This is a genomic window from Lentzea alba (genome assembly GCF_047445655.1).
Taxonomy (GTDB): Bacteria; Actinomycetota; Actinomycetes; order Mycobacteriales; family Pseudonocardiaceae; genus Lentzea; species Lentzea alba_A.
In genome coordinates this window covers 83033-101286 of sequence record NZ_JAJAEG010000008.1, presented here as the reverse complement: position 1 = coordinate 101286, position 18254 = coordinate 83033, and the positions used below count along the sequence as shown (strand labels likewise).

The following is an 18254-nucleotide window of genomic DNA, read 5'->3' as shown; positions in this document are numbered from 1 at the left end:
CCGCTTTCTTCGGTTTTGCTTGGGGCTGCGTGATCTCCCGTCCCGTCACCTCCGCTACTCCGCGGACGGCCAGGCGATCCGCGCGCTCGTTCTCCGGGTGGCCCGCATGGCCCTTCACCCAGTGCCACTCCACCTCGTGCCTGTCGGCGGCTTCTTCCAGGCGGCGCCACAGGTCGGCGTTCTTGACGGGCTCACGTGCCTTCGTGAGCCAGCCGTTCGCCTTCCACCCGTGCACCCAGGAGGTGATGCCGTTGCGGACGTAGGTGCTGTCTGTGTAGAGCTTCACAGTGGACGGGCGAGTGAGGCTCTCCAACGCCACGATGGGCGCCATCAGTTCCATGCGGTTGTTCGTCGTGGGGCCGGCATCACCGCCGTACATGTCCTTCTCATGCTCGCCGTAGCGCAGCACCGCGCCCCAGCCGCCAGGGCCGGGGTTGGGGCTGCAGGCGCCGTCGGTGTAGATCTCGACCTCCATGCTCGATGAGGCTACCGACGGGGTCTGACAGCCTTCCGCTCGCGGTTGTTCGCGATGATGTGGCGGAACATCTCGACCAGCGCCGGCCCGTTGATCGGCTGGTCGCGGTACACGGAGATCATGCGCGCGGTCTTGTTGCCGTGGCCGCTCGTGATGATGTTGTGCGGGTCCGGCACGATCGCCTTGTCGTAGAGCATCACGTTCACGTGGTCCTTGGTGCCGAGCAACGCGCAGATGTTGCCGTCCAGCACGAAGTACGGCCGGTTCGTGAACTTGATGGTCTCCTCGACGTCCGGGTCGGCCTCGTGGACGAGCCTGCGGACCTCGCGGCAGATGTCCTGCTGCCAGTCGGGCAGCCCGGCGATGTAGTCGTCAACGCGTGTGTCCATGACCCTGTGTCGCAGTCGCTTGCTGATTCTCTACATCGTGCCTGTGCAGGAACACGCCCGCGCCTAGCGCGGCAGCCAGCTCGCCAGGTCGGCGGCCGCGTCCAGCACATCTCCACCGACGTGGCCGGACGCGGTCTCGGCCTCGGCGATCACGACGGTGCTGCCGTCTGGCCTGGACTGGTAGTGCAGACCGGTGAACCGGATGTCCGCCAGGTCGAGCAGCGGGGTGGCGAGCGGGGTGATGTCGCCGGTGCCGTGCACGTCGATCAGCTTCTTGAACTCGCCGGCGTCGCCGCGGTTGCGGAAGCCGACCCACGCCACGGACACGACCGCGACGTTGCCCCGCTCGTCGCCGATCGCGAACAGCGTGCGGTCGAGCGACGTGCACGGGTTGCGCAGGAAGTGGTCCCGCACTTGGCCGAACGAGTGCGACACGCATTCCAGCGCGGGTTTCGCCGTGCGCTTCAGGGTTCGCATGTTCAGCTGACGCCAGGCGCAGTCCGCGTCACCTTTGCGCGCGGACTTCCGGCCTTCGGACTTCGCCCTGGTGAGGTTCGTGCCCACGGAGTCGACCGAGGTGGTCGAAGCACCACCGCCGAGCGACAAACCTCCGCTGCCCGCAGCGACCGACACGGCCAGTACTCCTGCGGCCACCACGGCGCCCGCCTTGCCCGCGCCGGGATCCGACCCGCCGCCCTTGCCGCCGATTCGTCGCGCCATCCGAGGCCTCCTCGCGCCACGAGGAGACCGCAGGCAGGGTGGTGCGCGAGGTCAATTGGGGTCAAAACACCCGATCGGATCAGCATCCCCGAGAACGGCGCGGGCGGCGGCGATCAGATCCGCCTCCCGTCCGTGCCTCGCCACCGCCTGCAACCCGACTGGCAACCCGCAGGAGTCGAACCCGGCCGGAATGCTGATCGCCGGATGCCCGCTCAGATTGAAAGCCCAGGTCAGCGACGTGTTGATGCGCGAACCCGGCCCGTCGTGCCCGTGCGGCGGCCCGGGCGTGGTCGGCGTGAGCAGCAGGTCCGCGCCGGAGAACAGCTCGTCCAGCACCGGATTCGGGCCGCAGCGGCCCGCGAACCAGTCCTCGGCGGGATCCCGCAGCACCAGCGAGACGGGCCGCGGACGCAACACGGAAGCCGCCCGCCAGGCGATCTCGGCCTGTTCCTCGTCCACCGAGGCAAAGCCCAGGTCAGAAGACCAGACAGCGGTGGGAGAACTGACCTCCGCCACACCGAGGTAGACAGCGAGCAGCGAAGGATCACGGGTGAACACACCAACCGCAGCCCGCTCTGACGAAGTGGTCTTCAGACCGAGCACACCGCACCAAGCGGCCGGAATGCGGATCGAGCCCGCACCGTCGACGCCCGTGGCCAGCGGCACCACACCGGAAGCGACCGCCACGGCCGAGCCCGCGGAGGAGCCGCCGGGCGTGCGAGAGAGATCCCACGGGTTGCGTGTGACGCCGCGAGAGTTGCGGCCCCACGTCTGCCAAGGGGTGCTGCCATCGGGCGTGGTGGTCAAACCGATGGGCACACACCCGAGAGCCATCAGCGCAGCACGGTGACTGAGACGTTCGCCGCGCTTCACCGCGATGGGCATGCCGGCGAGCGGCAACGAAGGGTCGACCGGCGCGAAAGTGCGGAAGACCTCGTGGAACGCGCACAGCGTCGGCTCGACGAGATCCAGGCGGGCCAAGGCCTCGCGAACCTGGTCAGGCATGATCCCCCACGTGAAGTGGACTCGCGCTGTGCACCACCTGGCTGAGCTCGCGGAGAAGTGCGGCGAGCTGCCGGCTTCGTTCTTCCGGTTCCAGGTGGTCGAGCTGTGGGTCTTCGGTGATCTTCTCGACGTGCCGAAGGACCTGGAGGTCATCCAGGTCGCGCTGGTCACGGACCTGCCGGAGGTGCCGTGGCTGACCGAGCCCACCGGCGCCGAGCACTGGGCGAACTCCACCCGGTTGTCGCGCAACCCGTTCGACGCGCGGTGGCGGTCGAAGAACGGGCCGGTCTGGAACCACCGGATCGTGCGGCCCGCGTTGATCTGGAGTGCGCAGGACGGGATCAACGAGGAAGCGCTCGTGGCGGTCGGCGACGGCACGGCTGAGCTGGTCAGGCAGGCCGCGCCGACGCCGGAGGAGCTCGCGGAACGGATCGAGGACGAGCGGGAGGTGAGCTTGCGGGCGTTGCGGCAGGCGAGCCAGGACTACACCGACCGCCGCTGGAGCCCCGGCAAGCTCACCCCCTACTCGGACGCCCTGTGGCGCACGACCACCGGTTATCTCGATCTGCTGGACGCCTAGAACGTCACCAGCCGCGGGCGCGCCACTCCGCCAGCGAGGGGCGTTCCTTGCCCAGCGTCGAGTCGTCGCCGTGGCCCGGGTAGAACCAGGTGTCGTCGGGCAGGACGGCGAACAGGCGGTCCTCCACGTCGTTGATCAGCGAGGCGAAGTTGTCGGGCGACGTGGTCTTTCCCACACCCCCCGGAAAGAGTAAATCACACTAGCGGTGAACATCGGTAGCCTCTTCTCATGACCGAGGTCGTGGGGATCTACGCTCGCATCAGCGAAGACCCGTTGTTGCAGGAGAAGGGCGTCACCCGCCAGCTTGAGGACGGCCGCGCACTCGCGCAGTCTCGCGGGTGGACCGTCCTTGACGAGTGGGTCGACAACGACCTCAGCGCACTGCGCGGGGGACCGCGGCCTGCGTACGAGGCGCTCATGAAAGCGGCTTCGCGCGGCGAGATCACCCGCATCGTCGCCTACGGCATGGCGAGGCTGTGGCGCAATCGCAAGGAACGCGTAGACGCGATCGAGCTGTTGGCGGCGGCCCGCGTGTCCATCTCGCTGGTGAAGGGCTCCGACATTGACCTCACGAGCGCAGCCGGCCGCATGGTCGCGGGCATCCTCGGCGAAGCCGACACGTTGGAGTCCGAGCTCAAGGGTGAGCGCGTTGCCCGTGCCGCACTGCAACGTGCGGAGGAGGGACGCGCCAACGGGGCAGTTGCATACGGGTGGCGCCGGGTCTATGAGCAGGACAAGAACGGCCGTGTCCTGAGCTTCACGGATGAGGTCGACGAAGCCGAAGCTGCCATCGTGCGCGAGATCGTCGATCGCCTGCTCGCACGCGAGTCCTTGAACGTGATCACCGCGGACCTGAACGCCCGCGAGGTGCCCACGCCGTACGGCGGCGACCGATCGTGGGGCACAAGCTCAGTCCGGAAATTGGCGCTTCGGCTGTCCAACATCGCTCGTCGGAAGCGTGCCGGAGAGGACTTCGGACCGGCAGCCTGGCCGCCAATCGTCGAGCAGGACAAGCATGATCAGGTGGTCGCGCTCCTCACCGATCCCTCGCGAGTGCAGACGCGTGGCGGTGCCCGACAGCATCTTCTGACGTTCGGAATCGGCTGCTGTGGCAAGTGCGGTTCAGCGCTTCGAGTCTCCAACAGGTGGGTGAACCAGCGCCGCAAGGAGCTCGGCAAGACACCGCTCTACGTCTGTGATGCGGCGTCCTCGTGCGTTGGGCGGCGTCAGGAATGGGTGGACGACCTGGTGGAACGCGTGGTCGTGCGACGGCTCCAGGAACCCGATGCCCGCGACCTGCTGACTCGGGACGATGTCGCCGCGCAAGCCGCGCGAGAGCATGCCGCTGGCATCCGCGCCCGGCTCCAGGCCGCAGCCGACGACTACGCGGATGACCTCCTTGACCGCGATCAGTTCCACAGGATCAACGCGAAGCTCCGGCCGGCTCTTGAAGAGGCTGACCGAGAAGCCATGCGTCTGGTCGTCGGTGTTCCCAGCGACATGGTCACTGAGATTGTTGGGCCTCAAGCGCAGGAGCGCTGGAAGCAACTGACCGTGCTTCAGCGCCGGGCACTTCTCACGGCGATGGGTGTCACGGTCACGATCATGCCGTCCCGAGGTGGCCCAGGCTTCAAGCCAGAGTCGGTCAAGATCCAGTTCGAACGGGACGACGATCATGCCACTCGCGAGGAGATTCGCAATCTGCCCACGGATCTCTTGGAAGCCCGTTCCTGAGCTGTCTACTGTGGTCACATGAGTACTCGGGGGAGCTCAGAGGCGCGGCGGGACGCAGTGGTGCGTCAGTTGACCGCGCCTGCCGCTCGCGCCGAGTGCTACTCCGCTCGTGAGATCCATCGAAGAGTGCACCTCGTTCGCGAGCTGCGTAAGTCCCTTCCGCCTGAAGAGATGCAGGGCATCGAGTCGGTATTGCCTCGCGGTCTGCTCGGTGGCTTCGAGGCCTTCGCCGACCGCATCGACGCGGCGAACACGAGGGTTGCCGCGAGTCATCCGAAGCGACTCAGGTTGATCGCGAAGGCGATGGATCTTCCGTTCACGGTCCACCAAGAGCTGATGATCCTCAGCGAACATGACCCGTTCAAGCGGTCCGTAAGCCGTGACTTCGGCCGTGCGTACGGCCTCGGTGTGAAGTCCGCGGATCGACCAACGATCGCGCTTGAGGTCGACGCGGCGATGCGACTCATCCGGCTCTTGGTGTTGCTGTCCAGGGCTGCCGAGCAAAAGTTTCCTGTGTCGGTCCTGCTGTGGCTGCTTGACCTCCTCGCCGGTGAGTTCGTCGCGCCGCCGGCCACCGAGCCGTTGCAGAACGCGCCACCCGCGCGTCGAGCGCGTCCACCAGGTCGACTTGTCGTCACCGGGCCGCGCGTTGCCCGTGCTCCAGGACGCCGCGTCCCTCGCAGCTCGTCGCAGCGAGGGCCGGGATGGGCTGTGCGCGTTCGGGGGAACGCTGTAGCCGCATAGCGCGTCGCTGGCCTTCCTGTTCAGGAAGGGCCACACCGTGGCAGACAAGACTCCACCTGCTTACCTCCCTGTGTCGGAGGCGGCCGCACATCTGTCCGTCTCCGAGGTCACAATCCGCCGGGCGATCAGGGCCGGCAAGCTCCCGCACGTCCGTCTTGGACGGCTCGTGCGGGTCGCCGTCGACGACCTCGACGCATTCGCGGCGGCCCATCGGGTAGCGGGGGTGACCCGTGACCCGCAGTAGAAGGACACGCGGAAAACCTGCTCGTCACATCGACGACTACGTCGAGGAGATCGTGCGTAGCGCGCCGCCGTTCAGCGCGCGGCAGCGACTGAGGATTGCCGCGATCTTGTCGACCGGCGACGACTCAAGCCCGCGCGGCGTATGTCGTTGACCGGCGTGATTTTCGGGGTGCCGGTGCGCGTTGTGACACCGGCACCTCGCCACTCCCAGCAGGAGTGGCGACAGGAGCAAGGTAGACAAAAAGCAGCCTTTGGCCTCGCTGGCCGACGGCCATCAAGCTTGGCTCATCCGGGGGGATGGCATGGCGCGTAACGGAAGCATCGGGGGATACCGACCGCACGCTCTGCAGAAGCGTGACTTCGCGAAGACAGCACGGTTCAACGAGCCCGAGATGAGTGCAGTCGTTTCAGCCGCAGCGCGAGCACAGCTCCAAGTCGGTGCATGGATCGCAAAGGCAGCCGTTGAAGCGGCACTCGCTGACAACAACCCGCGGCGAGTAGCCGCGAAGGAGATCGGGCAGCAGCTGATGCAGGTGCAGACGGAACTTCAGCAGCTGCGTCGCGCGAGCATCCTGCACGGCAACAACTTGAACCAGCTGGCGGCAGTAGCGAACACGACCGGCGAAGTCGGCATCGCTTCGTCTCGCGTCATCGCGAACATCGATCGAGTCGTGGCTCAACTGGATGAGCGCTTGCCCGCAGTCGATGCACTCCTGGCACGCATCGTCGATCGCTTCGAGTCGACATGATCGGAAAGGTGACGCGCGGCTGGAACGTCTACGGCCTCATCCGCTACCTGATGGGACCAGGAAGCACCGAGCAGTCGGCGCACACGGATCAACATGTCTTCGCGACGTGGGATGGTCGTCCCGAAGCGCACCAGCCCGAGCAACTGGGACCCGACCGGTTCGACATAGGCGCCTTGGTCGCAGCTCTTCGGGCACCTGCAGCGCTCGCCGGGGTGCCGAAACGGCGTCCGCGTGAGGACGGCTGGCCAGGCACTGTCAGCCGGGTTCCGAAAGGTCCTGTCTGGCAGTGCTCGTTACGCAACCATCCTGACGACCCTCTTCTGACGGACGAGCAGTGGGCCGAGGTTGTGGCGGACGTGCTGCACCGCACCGGGATCGCCGAGCACGATGATCCAGGCGGCTGCCGATGGGTCGCGATCCGTCATGCGCCTGACCACGTGCATATCGCCGCGGTGCTGGTTCGACAAGACACCGGCGAACTTGTGCACCCGCATCGCAACTACGACTTCCGGCGAGTGAAGGAGGCGTGCAACGCGGCCGAGGACCGGTATGGCCTCACAAGCACCGGTGCCGCGGATCGGACGGCGACACCTCGTCCAACTCGCGCTGAGAACGAGAAAGCGTCCAGGCTCCATGCCGCTGGCCAGAGGCGGACGGACGTCGCGGTTCGCAACAAGCTGCGTCGTCAGGTCTCCAGCGCCGCTGCTGCCGCGCGGAACTGGGACGAGTTCGTGGAGTACCTGCAGTTGGCGAATGCGACGGTACGCGTCCGTCAAGGTCACCACGGCCGGATCCTCGGGTACTCGGTCACGGACGCCTCCGACCCGGCGTGCCGCACCGCGTCGGGTGATCCGCTGTACTTCGCCGGAGGAAAACTCGGTCCGGATCTCACCTACTCGAAGCTCATGAGCCGGTGGAAATCGGTGGAGACGACCGTGCCCGCCTCGGTGCAGGGGATCGTCGATGAGGTGGTTCTGCCTGCACGTGAGCGGATGCGGCACCGCGGACCATTGAATAAGACCGAGTTCGGACAGGAGGCTCTGCAGGGCATCGCTCATGCGACGGGCGACATGCTGTTGGCTCTCGTCGTTGTCGCCGATGCGGATCGAGTGCCACTGCTGATCGACGCGTGGGAGACATTCGCGCGTGCCGGCCGCGTACCCGAGCAGATCCTGCCGCGACGGTGGGCAGTGGTGTCGCGCGATCTGCGTACGGCTGCCAACCAACTGATCAGAGCGGGTGTGCGTAATCCAGCACGCCAACGGGTCACACCCGACCAGTTCATCGCGCTCTTGACAGCGGTGGCAGCGCTCGTTGCCGAGATCGCGGCTTGGCACGAGGCGCACCAGCGCCACGTCGCGGCTCGGCATGCGCGGGCTACCTGCGGTGTGCTGCATCAGATCGCGGCAAGGCAACCAGACCGCGTGAAAACTTTAGCCTTCACGCCATCAGTGACTGCAACATCAAAACCGCGTGGAGAGCTGACCAAACGACCATCGGTAGGAGCGTTCTCAAGTCATCAGTCGGCTTCCGCAACGAGCCGTCGCGCGCACTGACAAATTTAAGATCGAGCTAGTCGTCCGCCAAGTCGGGGCAGCTGAGACCTCCGCCTTACTCGTAGGCTCTATGAGTGGGACAACCTCCGGTGCGGCACCGGGGAAGACGTCGATTAATACCGCTCCGGGCTTATTGGGAAGATGTGACCGCGCAAATGAAATAATCAGGCTTCCGGTACGATTCCAAGGAGGCGCGCCTTCAAGCGAGATGCGGCAGTCTGTGCGAGGTTCTCATTCTTGGTTTTGCTCCTGCGGTAAAGAAAACCAGGAACTCGCTCAGGGTGATTTCGGTGTCGAAAGATGCGATCCTGCAGAACTCGGCATTGGGTCATGAGTTCGGCGTGGATAGCTTCTGACAGCGCTCCTGCGGTTGTGATCGCAGGTAGGACGCTGAGTTTTTCGTCAACTTGAAGCGCGAGCTGTTGTTTTTCTCTGGCAATCTGACGATTCTTGACGACCAAGTTCGTTGCCAGCGTAAGGCTAGGCAGGCTGGGGATCAGCCATCGCAATAGCAGCTCTCGGGTGCTCCAGTCCGCGATAAGTGCGATCGCGAGTCCGGAGGCAATCCAGATGCTCGCAGCCTTGAGGACGAGTGACGCCCATTGGCGGCGCAATGGCCAGTCCCATTGCAGATTCTCCCGTTGGCATAGGAGGATGGCATAAGCCTGGGGTAGGCCGGTGACGTCGACGTACCAATTGCGTTTCTTGCCCTTATCTTTGTACTTCTGTGCCAAGTCTCCTATTTCCTCGTCGGTGGGGAACGGCTTGAACTCATCTGTGGCAGGCAGGCCGAAGAGTTCGTAGTCGAACCGTTCCTGGATTTTGGTCGCCTCCTTAGTGCGAACCTGGCTGATGAGCGTCATAGCCAACAGGATGGCCGTTCCAAAGCCGCCCAGGATTGACATGGGCTTAGCCGCTGTGTGCCAGAACGCCGCGACGAGCGCGCCGCAGGAGGAAGCCAAGGCGACGATCGCCCGGGCCGTCTCCCACCGCTGCGCGTAGACATGCGCGGTGTCGGCGGCGTGCAGCATCTCCAGGTAAATAGGCTGGTTCTGTTTGAGATTGATGGTCTGGCCGAACGGCACCTCAGTCGTCATGGCCGTGGCATCCGGTTTCCGAAGAGCGTTCGCCAGGTTTCGACGGCGGCTTTCTCCTTGCCGGCCTGCTCCTGCAAGATGGCAGTCTCGCACGTCTTGAGCCAGCCACGCATGACCTCCGCCAGGGTATGCCGCTCGGCCATGGTCATCTGACTGTTGACTGCTGGACCCAGCCCTGCCGGGTCTGGCCAGTCGTCAGTGATTTGGTCGATGGCCGAGGCCAGAAACCATCGGATCTCGTCCTGATAGCGAGTGAAGGGCGTATCCACGAGCTCCAGCGCCATCACCTCGATCAGGAACGACGGGCTGAGCGGGTCCCCCGCTTCCCGGTTGATGCCTTTGACCATCTTGACGAACGGCACGAACTTCTCCGCGCAGTCCTTGTTCTTGGCCGTGACGAGCTCGGCATGGATGTTCGGGTCGGTGGCCATCCAGGTGCTGCCGTTAGGCATCAGGAAACCGCCCTCGGCGCGAGAAAAGACGGGCGCGACCTCGTAGGAGGCGACGTCTTCACCTGCGTAGTAGATCGTGACGACGTAGTCGTCGGCCTGGACGTCGTCCCACCCGGACTCCAGCACCTTCTTCAGTGCCGTAACGGCCGCAGTGCCGGTGCCGTCGGCCAAATCGCCCTGAGGACCATCGGGGTCGATCACCGCGAAGATGTCGACGTCCTTGAGCTTCTTGGTCTTGGTATGACGGTCGTAGCTTCCGGTCAGAAACGTCCTGTCGAGCGTCCACTCCTTCTCGATGTGATCCCGGATTCGATGGTGCCGGGTCGAAGCGAGGCTGGCTTCCGTGGGTGTGATCTCCAGATTGGACTTGAGTAGCCCGAAGGCATCATCGACGTACCCCATTGAGTGGGCTCTCCTTTCAGGCCGGATGAGAGGTCAGGGGTTGGTGAGATAGCGCATGCTGGCGCTGGCGTGATGCGCCCCCGCGAGCGTGCCGAAGCTTCGAGAGCGCATGCCGTCTGTGCCCGCGCGTGTACCAGGACCCCAGCCCGGTTGCTCGGTACGCGGCCCATTGAAGGTGGCGAACATCTTGTAGGTCGTGTTGCGAGGCACCGTCTGAAGTTTGGCCAGATAGCGCGCCAGGCTGGCCCGGTCGGCTGTGAAGGTCGCGTTAGCGGCGCCACTGGCCACATAATCCACGGGGAACTCGATGATCGGGCTGACCGTGCCGTCGGGGCGGTGGCACTCCAGCACAACGGCCTTCAAGGACCGTTCGGAGATCCAAGCGATGATGGCCGCTTCATCCTGCGCCCAGCTGCCGAACAAGCGTGTGGCGTCAATGCCCAAGTGCCCGAGGATGTTGACAATGGAGCCGAGGATGACGTCTGCCAACTGGGTGGCGGTGTGCGTGATCGTGTATGTACTGGTCGAGGTTGACGAGCTACTCATGATGAGCTCCGCAAACTCTTAAGAGCCTCCAAGTTGATCGTGGTGCTCGTCTTGGTGGCCGAGGCGGATTCAACTTGGCGCTCGTCGGGGGCGGGCTCGACCGACAGGTGTGCCGACTGTTTGGCTGCAGTTGCCAGGACGGAGGCCAGCGGCGGGGGTACGGGCACGTACAGCATCCAGTCGGAGGTGGCCGAACCACCGCCCGGCACGGGGTTGAGGTTTTCCTCGACGTCCAGTGCCGCGTCGTCGGTGGCGACGGTGATGCTTAGGTGCAGGTTCTCAGACACCAACACCAGAGGCGTCGTTGCGAGATGCCCGCCGGCTACCAGGGCGGCTCCGATGCCCTTCAACGGCGCCAAGGCGGTGGCTACGTCATCCGCGGTGATGTGCGGACTGACGACCAGCGTGTCGCTGATCAAGGTGGTCAGGACGTCCCAGGCGGCAGTTGCAGTGCGTTGAGGCGCTCCGGCCAGCTTCCTAGTGCGCTTCATCGGGGGTCATCCTTCGTGTCGCGGGCCGCAGCTCCGCTGATCCGGGACGCGGCGTGGCGGAGGTCCGCGATAGTCAGCGCGCCGGGGTCCTGAACCGTCTCCAGCCGGACCGCCATTGCTTCCGCCACGGTCTTGCGAATCTGCCGTCCGTCGTTGCCGTGAAGGAGCGACGCGACAGACGGCAGGTCCGGGTCATCCGCCAACACCTTCAGCGAGGGAAAGGCTTGCGCCATGTCCTGAAGGGTGGCGGCCAGGATCGTTGTGACGGCGTCGGCGTCGGGCAGCGGGATCTCGACTGCGACATCGGCGCGTGAAAGGAAGGCGGTGTCGAGCGCGCTGGTGAAGTTGGACGTGGCGACCACCAACAGGTTTGGGTAGTTTGCGGCGTTGTGGTCCAAGGCCGTCAGTACGGCGTCGGTGGCTCGGTGAACGTCCGCCGGGTTAGCCGACAGCGACGCTTCGCTTCGGGCAACCGCCATCGACTCGACTTCGTCGAGCAGAACGATGGTCGGTAGCCCGTCGTCGGCCAAGGCGGGGATGTGCTCCGTGAGCAACTCGGTGACCTTGCGCTGCGACTGGCCATGCTCGGCACTCATCAACCCGTGCGGTGAGACCTCGACCAAGCGGGCTTGGCCCTGGCTGGTCAGCGGGGCAAGTTGCTGCGCCAGGCCTCGGGCAAGGGTCGTCTTGCCGGTGCCGGGTGGGCCGTGCAGGACGAGCAGTCCGTGCAGGGCGGTTGTCTCGAAGGACAAAGTTTCGCGTAGCCGCAGGCTCAGGATCGCCCAGTAGAGGAGGCGCTCCTTGGTCTCTGGACTGGTGATGATCGAGTCCCAGGTACCGGCATAGCGCTTGTCGGGAAGCATTACGTTGCTGGTCACAGCCTCGGCAACGTCCATTCCGATCACTCCTCCGCGTTGGTTGCGAAGGAACTTAGCACGAGTGCGAAGGCACTTTGCGCACACCCTGGTTCGTGTCGTGCGCGTCGCGTTGTTCTGTTGGTCAGCCGGTCGACTGCCTATGGTGAGGTCATGGGTTACACGTCAGAGTGCCTCACGCCACCGACAAATACGGCTGAAGCCAGTGACATCGATGTCACCGATGACCCTGGCCGGGTAGCTGACACGCTGCGTAGAGCGCGTCAGTACCGAGGGTGGAGCCTGAGAGAGGTCGAGCGTCGCACCGGCCGGGCCAACGCTTACCTGTCGCAGGTGGAGCGAGGCGTGATTCGTCGGCCTGATCCTGCCGTGCTGTTGCAGTTGGCTGATCTCTATAGCCTGAACTTCGACTTGCTCATGCAGTGGTCGGAACCTGACGCAGAGCGTCTGGACGATCCGCTGGGCGAGGCGACCACTCGAGCGCTCATTCGCCAGGTCGTGAATCTGACCCCGCAGCAACGTCGACGGGCGCTGGAGCTTCTTCAAGATCTCTCTGACGAGTCGTCCACAGATGGCTGACCAGCCAGTGGCGAGCACGTAAGTCGGCCCCGTCTCCTGTGGACAGTGTCCCGAAGGCGACGAGGCCGATGTTCGTATAGCTAAGCGGTTGTCGGTACTCAGGGCAAGGCACTCAGCGTGAGACGACCAACCGAATGAACTGCTTGTAGATGACCTGGCCGCCGGTGAGTGCGTCGTCTGGCGTGCTCGCGCGGTAGGCGGCGATGGTCGGTTGGGCAGTGCGATCCTCGCCCCAGGAACGGATTACGGTGCAGAGCCGTTCGGCGAGTTGCTCCCCGGCAGGGCCGTGACCGATCGCACCAAGCTCCCAGCGCTTGTCCTGCGCGTCGGGCTCAGGATTATTCAGCGTCATGTAGGCCAACGATTCTCCGTCGACGAGGGCAACGCTGCTGTACCGGAAGGCGGGATTGGCCAGTCCGGCTTCCACGGCATCGTTTCCAGCGCAGAAGCGCACCGTTCCCGACTCAACCGCGGTGACCAGCGGCCAAATGAGGTCGGTGGACTCCATGGCCACGATCGACGTGCCGGACCACACGGTGCTCGCAGGGGTGTCCAGAACCCCTTGCAGGGCATCGAGATCCACCGACTGATCAGGATCCCAGTACAGCAGGACGTCGTCGGCGATCTCGCCCTTCTGCTCGCCGTTCTGGCCGTCGCCGATCATCGGGATGAAGCCGCACAGCTGGCTGTCGGTGGCGCGCAGCACGCCGTTGTCGTTGACGAACGCGACGCTGCGGGTCTGACCACGCCAGGTCAGCGGGACGACGAGCCGGCCACCGGGGGCGAGCTGGTCGAACCAGGCCGGGGGCAGGTCCCAGGGGCCGACGGTGACGATGATGCGGTCGAACGGGCCGTTCTCGGGGGCGCCGTGCGCGCCGTCTCCGGTGATGACATGCACGCGGTTGTAGCCGGTGGCGGCGAGTGCCCGTTGGGCGTGTTCGGTGACGTCTGGATGGATGTCGATGGTGCTGACATGGCCGGTCTCGCCGACGAGTTCGGCGAGCAGGGCGGCGTTCCAGCCGGTGCCGGCGCCGATCTCCAAGACGCGCTGGTCGGGACGAGCGTCGAGCTGATTGAGCATCATCGCGACGACAGTGGGTACGGAGATGCAGCTGGCGGGCCTGCCCCCGGGAGGGCCGGGCTTGATGGTGATGGCCCGGTTGGCGTAGGCGTCCTCGATACTCGCGTCCGGCACGAACGGGTGGCGGGGAACCTTGCGCAGGACCCGCTCGACCTCGGCCGACAGCGCTTGGCTGTTCTCCACGATGTGGTCGACCATCCGGTTGCGCAGGTCTTCGGGCTGGGTTTCCGTGGTGGTCATCCCGTTCCTCTCAAGTTCGGTACTGCGGTCAGGTGCGGCGAGGAGCAGGCACGCATCCCAGTGGAACGCGGGCTCGGTCGCCGAGTACAGGGCCAGCGCGACACCGGTCGCGCCTTCCAGCAGGCCGTCCCCTGCCGGTGGCCGGTGATCGCGCAGGTGCTGTTGGAAGTCTTTGTGCAGTTGCGGCAGGAGTGTCGCGAGTTCGCTGCCGGGGCCAGCGTTCTCCGCGGCGCGGCGGACAGTTTGGACCAGTCCGGCCCAGCCGTGGCACAGCGACGCGCCGTCGAGCTGATCGAGCTGCTGTTGGTCGGTGACGCACGAGGCGAGTGCGTTCTCGGCGGTGCGCTGCCGCTGGTGGTCGCCGAGGGCGATTCCCGCGAGTTGTTGTGCGCGGGTGATGCCGGGCGTGCCGTAGCACCACGACGGCCTCTGCGGACCAACCTGACTGGTGGTGCCCGTGCGCCACTCGTGCAGGTTGATGGTGCCCGGCCACCACGGTGTGGTGCGGGTGCCGAGTTGCCAGCGGTCGAGCACCCCGCAGATGTTCTCGATCGCCTCGGCGTGTGCTGGCACGGCGATGCCGCTGATCTTGGCGGTCGCCAGCAAGGCCAGCGGCCCGGCGACGCCGTGGGCGATCGAAAGGTTCGCGTGTCCGCCGGGCCACTGCGGGCAAGGACGGTCGGCGGGTTCGTTGCCTGTCCACCAGGCGGGCAGCTGCTCGCCGCCAAACGTGATCGGCTCGCACACCAGCCGCACGAGGTAGGACAGCACGTCGCGCAGGAGCGCGTCGTGGCCGGTGTGCATCAGGTAGGTCCCGATACCGGTAAGTCCATTGATCAGATCGAACTCGCGCAGACGCGCGGGGAGTCCGTCGTCGATGCGCTGGTGTGCTGCGTCGAGTCGACGCCGCGTCAGGCGTGAGATGTGCGCGTCGACGGTGTGCAGTGGGTTGGCATAGACAGGGTTTCCCGTGGTGCGCAGCACGAATGCGACGGCGGGCGCGCCGTTGAACAGGCACGCGTCGAGGTGGGCGGCGAGCGGGCTGCTGGTCATCGACGTGATCCACTGGTGTGCCGCTGGCCAGCCGATGAGGCCGGCGCGGGCCTGGCCGACGCGCAGCAGCGCGGTCCCGGCCGCGCCGTAGGACAGCGACTGTCCCCAAACGGGAGTGGAGTCGTGCTGTGGCGGCGCGGCGCGTGGGATTGTTGGCGTCATCGGGAATCGCCGCCTTGGTGCAGTGCCCGCCAGGCCAACGCGGCGTGCCTGGTGAGGCGCTTGCATAGGCGCTCGTGGTCAGGATTGATGCCGATGGCCCGGTTGTGGTGCATGTGTAGCAACGACTCCAGCGCGGAGTTGATGTCGATGCCGGTGCCGGGCAGCAGATGCCTGCGGTAGGCGGCCAGGGCCTCGGCGCGGGCCTGCCAGGCCTGCTCGACCGGCTCCGTCCAGCCGGGCAGCTCGCGCAGCGCCGTGAGGTCGATCGAGAGCCGCATCGCCTCGTCGAGGATGTCCCGTGCGATGGTGAGGGCGGGCGCGGTGCGGTTGATCAACCAGTCGGCTGCGGCGCCAGGCGTGCCGAGAAGTCCGCGGACGATGCCGACCATGTTCGCAGTGGCCAGCGCAGTGGAGTTGACCGACTTGGCGGGTAGGGCACGGAGCATGGCAGCGACCAACCGCGAGTCGGCAGCGAAGACTTCCTCGGCCGCTTCCAGCGCCGCGCCGTGCCCATAGCGGCCGATCTCGGGCTGGTAAGAAGCGAACCGCACGTCCGTGATCAAGCCTGCCTGCCGTATCCGCTGCGCCCATTCCCCGACCGTGATCGTGCACGCAGAGTAGTGCTCGGGTGTGGGGCGTAGACGCAGCCGGAGATGATCGGTCTCCTGCTGGCTGTGGTATCGCACGAACCACCAGGCGGTGCCCTCGGGAAGGGCGTTGACCAGCTGCGGCAGGCGGGTGGCGAGGATGCCGTCCAGGCGCTCTGGGTGAGTGTGGATCTTCGCGGTGAGCCAGGTGGCACCGGGGTCGCAGGGGAGTTGACCGTGCTGGTTGGTGACCACGGGTAGCAGACCGCACAACGGGGCGGGAGCAGCTGGACGGGTGGTGACCAGTGGCAGCGCGATCTCGTGAGCGTGGCCGTCGATCCAGCCGTGGTCGGCCACGTCGGCGGCTTCGTAGAGGATGGCCTGGCCGTGCTTGACGAGGTGGTTGTGCAGGAGCGTGGCATGGACGGGCTCGTCGAGACTCAGCCGCAGTGTGCGGTCGGCGTCGCGCAGTTCCACCACGTCCGGGCAGTTCCAGCGTGTCCGCCAGGCGGTGAGCAGCTCGCGCCAGCCCTGCGGGCTGGTGCCCTCTGGCGGCAAGTCGGTAGTGGACAGACGCCACTGTGCCGGGGACAGCACTGTGCGGCCGTAGCGCACCCGAGACAGCGCCGGCAGGGTCACATGTGGACCCCAGTCGAACTGGTACCAGGAGGCGCTGAACGCGCGCGGCAGCTCGGCCAGGAACCGCGCCAGCGGATGCGGCTGCTTGTCCAGGGCGAGGGCGTGGAACACCTGCGGCTCGACCACCCGACGCCGTGAGCGGCTGACCAGGAAGAGCCGGTCACGGGTTGCGCAGACAGCCAGGTCCTCCAGCGGAATCAGGGTCGCGGGGTCGTCGTGGCCGCGGTGCTCGCCCAGCGGGATCACGTGATCGAGGTAGGCGGGCACCCGGCAGACGTTCTCGGCGGGCACGAACTTCGGGCCGAAGCTCAGCTGCGCGCGCAGCGCTCCGTCGGTCGCGGCGGGGAGCGCCCGGTAGGCCTCGGCGAGACCGGACCCGGTGGCCATCGGGGTGAACCGGCTGGTGAGGGTTCCAGCGGAGCGAGCCGGTGCGACGGTGAGCATGAACTCGCCCCGGTTCAGCGCATCCACACTGGTGCAGTGCACGCGCGCGGCCAGTTCGACGTGCGGCGGGATGTAGCGCTCGTCGAAGTCCGGGGAGGTGAGCACAGCAAGGTCGTTGTCGGACAAGACAATCTCGCGGCTGCCGTTGGCCATCGCCTGCCATGCCAGTGCCAGAAGTCGTTCGTCGCGTGGCCCGAGCGCGACGGCGGGAGCGGAGCGCAGGCTGCCATGGAAGCGTGCCGGATACCCGAGGCCGGCGTCGGGCGAAACGACCTCGAGTAGCGGCACCAGCGTGCCAACGCCGTAGCGATCGGTGAACTCGGCCTGATACTCGCGCCAGGCTGGGTCACCGGCGGGGTGGCGGGTGGTGCGCAGTAGTGCGCTCGCGGCGGCGGCCATCTCCTGTGCGACCTTGAGAGGCAGTTCGATTGTGTTGTCCAGCAACAGATCCGCGGCGATGGGGGTTCGTCCTGCCGAGGACAGCGTGCGCATCTGGCTGATCAGTGCTGCGCGGGCCTCATGCTGTTCGGTACCCGAGGTCGCGGGGGCGTTGTGGTGGCGGAGTTTGGCGTGCACTACGTCAAGTTCGCGCAGCAAGTCTGCGATCTCGGGCAGTTCGGCGGCGTCCGCGTCGTGCAAGACGGTCAGCACGTGGGTGAACGGGTCGGTGACGGTGAACGGAGCGCGGAGGCTGGTCAGCAGGAACCCCGGCCGCACAAGCAGCGCGGTAATGCTGTCGCGGACCTTGAGGCGGTCGGTGGTGAAGTCGTTTGCCAGCTTGTCGATGAGGTCGCCGAAGCGCATCGGTGTTGCTGCGGCCTGCCACGCGGCGAGGATCGCGGAGGTGCACAGCACCCTTGCCCGGTCCGTTCCCTGCGGGAGCTCCAGCCGGTCACCCCGACGCACTGTGAGGTCGTTGACCGTGACGTGCAGACGCTCCAGCAACTGCGGGCAGGATTCGGCCCGCGTGATGATGTTGGCCAGCCACTGTGCGTCGGTCCGTGCCGCGGCCCGGTGCCCCGCTCGCAACTGGACATGCCCGGCCTCTGCCAGCGTCACGGGAGCAACGCCGGCGAACAGCCCGAAGGGCGTAGGCCGTCCGATGCTGCGCAGCACGTAGCGCACGGCCGACACGGTGGCGCTGCGCACCTGTTTGTCGGACATGGCGTGCCCGGCGCGGATGTCGTCGACGCGGTCGGCCAGCGACGGGCTGGCCTGCCGCACGGCCGCGGCCAAGCCATCGAGTGCCCACATCCGGTCGAGCCATGCCCGGCAGGAAGCGATGCCGGTCAGGTCGGGCCACTGATTGGGGGCACTGGTCAGGGGAGTAGCCGAGGCTCGCAGCAGTGCGACTCCAGTGTGCCGATACAGCGGCTTGTGGTCAGCGTGACGCATCCGTTCCTCCAGATGT

Annotated in this window: 17 protein-coding genes and 2 pseudogenes; 6 read left to right on the top strand and 13 right to left on the bottom strand. The window is 66.1% G+C overall.

Annotated elements, in window-relative coordinates; all coding sequences use genetic code 11:
* Positions 1–37: 37 nt before the first annotated feature.
* The 4 genes and pseudogenes from rnhA to LFM09_RS14935 all read right to left on the bottom strand — a co-directional run.
* Positions 38–475, bottom strand: a pseudogene (gene rnhA, locus LFM09_RS14950) (ribonuclease HI); the annotation flags it as partial.
* 11 nt (positions 476–486) lie between these two features.
* Positions 487–864 (bottom strand): DUF1801 domain-containing protein, encoded by a 378-nt coding sequence (locus LFM09_RS14945; RefSeq protein WP_414097028.1) that lies wholly within the window; start codon positions 862–864, stop codon positions 487–489.
* A 63-nt stretch (positions 865–927) separates the two neighbouring features.
* Positions 928–1584, bottom strand: a complete 657-nt coding sequence (locus LFM09_RS14940; RefSeq protein WP_414097027.1) for a hypothetical protein — start codon at positions 1582–1584, stop codon at positions 928–930.
* 51 nt (positions 1585–1635) lie between these two features.
* Entirely contained in the window at positions 1636–2589 is a 954-nt protein-coding gene (locus LFM09_RS14935) for an amidase family protein (RefSeq protein WP_414097026.1), read from the bottom strand.
* A 10-nt stretch (positions 2590–2599) separates the two neighbouring features.
* Here LFM09_RS14935 and LFM09_RS14930 point away from each other — a divergent pair, with 10 nt between their 5' ends.
* Entirely contained in the window at positions 2600–3169 is a 570-nt protein-coding gene (locus LFM09_RS14930; RefSeq protein ID WP_414097025.1) for a hypothetical protein, read from the top strand.
* Between the two features lie 4 nt (positions 3170–3173).
* Here LFM09_RS14930 and LFM09_RS14925 read toward each other — a convergent pair.
* Positions 3174–3365: pseudogene (locus tag LFM09_RS14925) on the bottom strand (MBL fold metallo-hydrolase); the annotation flags it as partial.
* 32 nt (positions 3366–3397) lie between these two features.
* Between LFM09_RS14925 and LFM09_RS14920 the strand changes: the two are divergent.
* Positions 3398–4903 (top strand): recombinase family protein, encoded by a 1506-nt coding sequence (locus LFM09_RS14920; protein ID WP_414097024.1) that lies wholly within the window; start codon positions 3398–3400, stop codon positions 4901–4903.
* A 36-nt stretch (positions 4904–4939) separates the two neighbouring features.
* On the opposite strand, the gene LFM09_RS14915 is transcribed toward LFM09_RS14920, so the two are convergent.
* Positions 4940–5695: a hypothetical protein gene (locus LFM09_RS14915; protein WP_414097023.1), complete on the bottom strand. Its 756-nt coding sequence runs from the start codon at positions 5693–5695 to the stop codon at positions 4940–4942.
* On the opposite strand from LFM09_RS14915, the gene LFM09_RS14910 reads away from it, so the two are divergent.
* From LFM09_RS14910 to LFM09_RS14900, 3 genes are all read left to right on the top strand, one after another.
* A complete protein-coding gene (locus tag LFM09_RS14910; RefSeq protein ID WP_414097022.1) occupies positions 5685–5891 on the top strand; it encodes a helix-turn-helix domain-containing protein in 207 nt (68 codons plus the stop codon). The two genes, LFM09_RS14915 and LFM09_RS14910, sit on opposite strands and share 11 nt — an antisense overlap.
* 391 nt (positions 5892–6282) lie before the next feature.
* Positions 6283–6639, top strand: coding sequence for a hypothetical protein (locus LFM09_RS14905; protein WP_414097021.1), 357 nt, complete (start codon positions 6283–6285; stop codon positions 6637–6639).
* A complete protein-coding gene (locus LFM09_RS14900; protein WP_414097020.1) occupies positions 6636–8195 on the top strand; it encodes a relaxase/mobilization nuclease domain-containing protein in 1560 nt (519 codons plus the stop codon). The genes LFM09_RS14905 and LFM09_RS14900 overlap by 4 nt, the downstream gene beginning before the upstream one ends.
* A 164-nt stretch (positions 8196–8359) precedes the next feature.
* Here LFM09_RS14900 and LFM09_RS14895 read toward each other — a convergent pair whose 3' ends face one another.
* The 5 genes from LFM09_RS14895 to LFM09_RS14875 all read right to left on the bottom strand — a co-directional run bounded on the left by LFM09_RS14895 (position 8360) and on the right by LFM09_RS14875 (position 12079).
* Positions 8360–9292 (bottom strand): S-4TM family putative pore-forming effector, encoded by a 933-nt coding sequence (locus tag LFM09_RS14895; RefSeq protein WP_414097019.1) that lies wholly within the window; start codon positions 9290–9292, stop codon positions 8360–8362.
* A complete protein-coding gene (locus LFM09_RS14890) occupies positions 9289–10146 on the bottom strand; it encodes a CBASS oligonucleotide cyclase (protein ID WP_414097018.1) in 858 nt (285 codons plus the stop codon). The genes LFM09_RS14895 and LFM09_RS14890 overlap by 4 nt, the downstream gene beginning before the upstream one ends.
* A gap of 33 nt (positions 10147–10179) precedes the next feature.
* Positions 10180–10692: a hypothetical protein gene (locus tag LFM09_RS14885; protein WP_414097017.1), complete on the bottom strand. Its 513-nt coding sequence runs from the start codon at positions 10690–10692 to the stop codon at positions 10180–10182.
* A complete protein-coding gene (locus LFM09_RS14880) occupies positions 10689–11111 on the bottom strand; it encodes a hypothetical protein (protein ID WP_414097016.1) in 423 nt (140 codons plus the stop codon). The genes LFM09_RS14885 and LFM09_RS14880 overlap by 4 nt, the downstream gene beginning before the upstream one ends.
* 68 nt (positions 11112–11179) lie before the next feature.
* Positions 11180–12079, bottom strand: coding sequence for an AAA family ATPase (locus tag LFM09_RS14875; protein WP_414097015.1), 900 nt, complete (start codon positions 12077–12079; stop codon positions 11180–11182).
* Positions 12080–12211: 132 nt separating this feature from the next.
* Between LFM09_RS14875 and LFM09_RS14870 the strand changes: the two genes are divergently transcribed.
* Entirely contained in the window at positions 12212–12637 is a 426-nt protein-coding gene (locus LFM09_RS14870; protein ID WP_414097014.1) for a helix-turn-helix domain-containing protein, read from the top strand.
* A gap of 112 nt (positions 12638–12749) precedes the next feature.
* Here LFM09_RS14870 and fxlM read toward each other — a convergent pair whose 3' ends face one another.
* Entirely contained in the window at positions 12750–15173 is a 2424-nt protein-coding gene (gene fxlM / locus LFM09_RS14865; RefSeq protein WP_414097222.1) for a methyltransferase, FxLD system, read from the bottom strand.
* The gene (locus LFM09_RS14860) at positions 15170–18238 is read right to left on the bottom strand and encodes a lantibiotic dehydratase (RefSeq protein ID WP_414097013.1); all 3069 of its coding nucleotides are present in this window, start codon (positions 18236–18238) and stop codon (positions 15170–15172) included. The genes fxlM and LFM09_RS14860 overlap by 4 nt, the downstream gene beginning before the upstream one ends.
* Positions 18239–18254 lie beyond the last annotated feature (16 nt).

Coding starts and splice junctions, on each gene's coding strand:
- LFM09_RS14940 (WP_414097027.1), bottom strand. CDS start 1,584: ATGGCGCGACGAATCGGCGGCAAGGGCGGCGGGTCGGATCCCGGCGCG.
- fxlM (WP_414097222.1), bottom strand. CDS start 15,173: ATGACGCCAACAATCCCACGCGCCGCGCCGCCACAGCACGACTCCACT.
- LFM09_RS14935 (WP_414097026.1), bottom strand. CDS start 2,589: ATGCCTGACCAGGTTCGCGAGGCCTTGGCCCGCCTGGATCTCGTCGAG.
- LFM09_RS14895 (WP_414097019.1), bottom strand. CDS start 9,292: ATGACGACTGAGGTGCCGTTCGGCCAGACCATCAATCTCAAACAGAAC.
- LFM09_RS14920 (WP_414097024.1), top strand. CDS start 3,398: ATGACCGAGGTCGTGGGGATCTACGCTCGCATCAGCGAAGACCCGTTG.
- LFM09_RS14890 (WP_414097018.1), bottom strand. CDS start 10,146: ATGGGGTACGTCGATGATGCCTTCGGGCTACTCAAGTCCAATCTGGAG.
- LFM09_RS14875 (WP_414097015.1), bottom strand. CDS start 12,079: ATGGACGTTGCCGAGGCTGTGACCAGCAACGTAATGCTTCCCGACAAG.
- LFM09_RS14885 (WP_414097017.1), bottom strand. CDS start 10,692: ATGAGTAGCTCGTCAACCTCGACCAGTACATACACGATCACGCACACC.
- LFM09_RS14905 (WP_414097021.1), top strand. CDS start 6,283: ATGAGTGCAGTCGTTTCAGCCGCAGCGCGAGCACAGCTCCAAGTCGGT.
- LFM09_RS14870 (WP_414097014.1), top strand. CDS start 12,212: ATGGGTTACACGTCAGAGTGCCTCACGCCACCGACAAATACGGCTGAA.
- LFM09_RS14945 (WP_414097028.1), bottom strand. CDS start 864: ATGGACACACGCGTTGACGACTACATCGCCGGGCTGCCCGACTGGCAG.
- LFM09_RS14900 (WP_414097020.1), top strand. CDS start 6,636: ATGATCGGAAAGGTGACGCGCGGCTGGAACGTCTACGGCCTCATCCGC.
- LFM09_RS14860 (WP_414097013.1), bottom strand. CDS start 18,238: ATGCGTCACGCTGACCACAAGCCGCTGTATCGGCACACTGGAGTCGCA.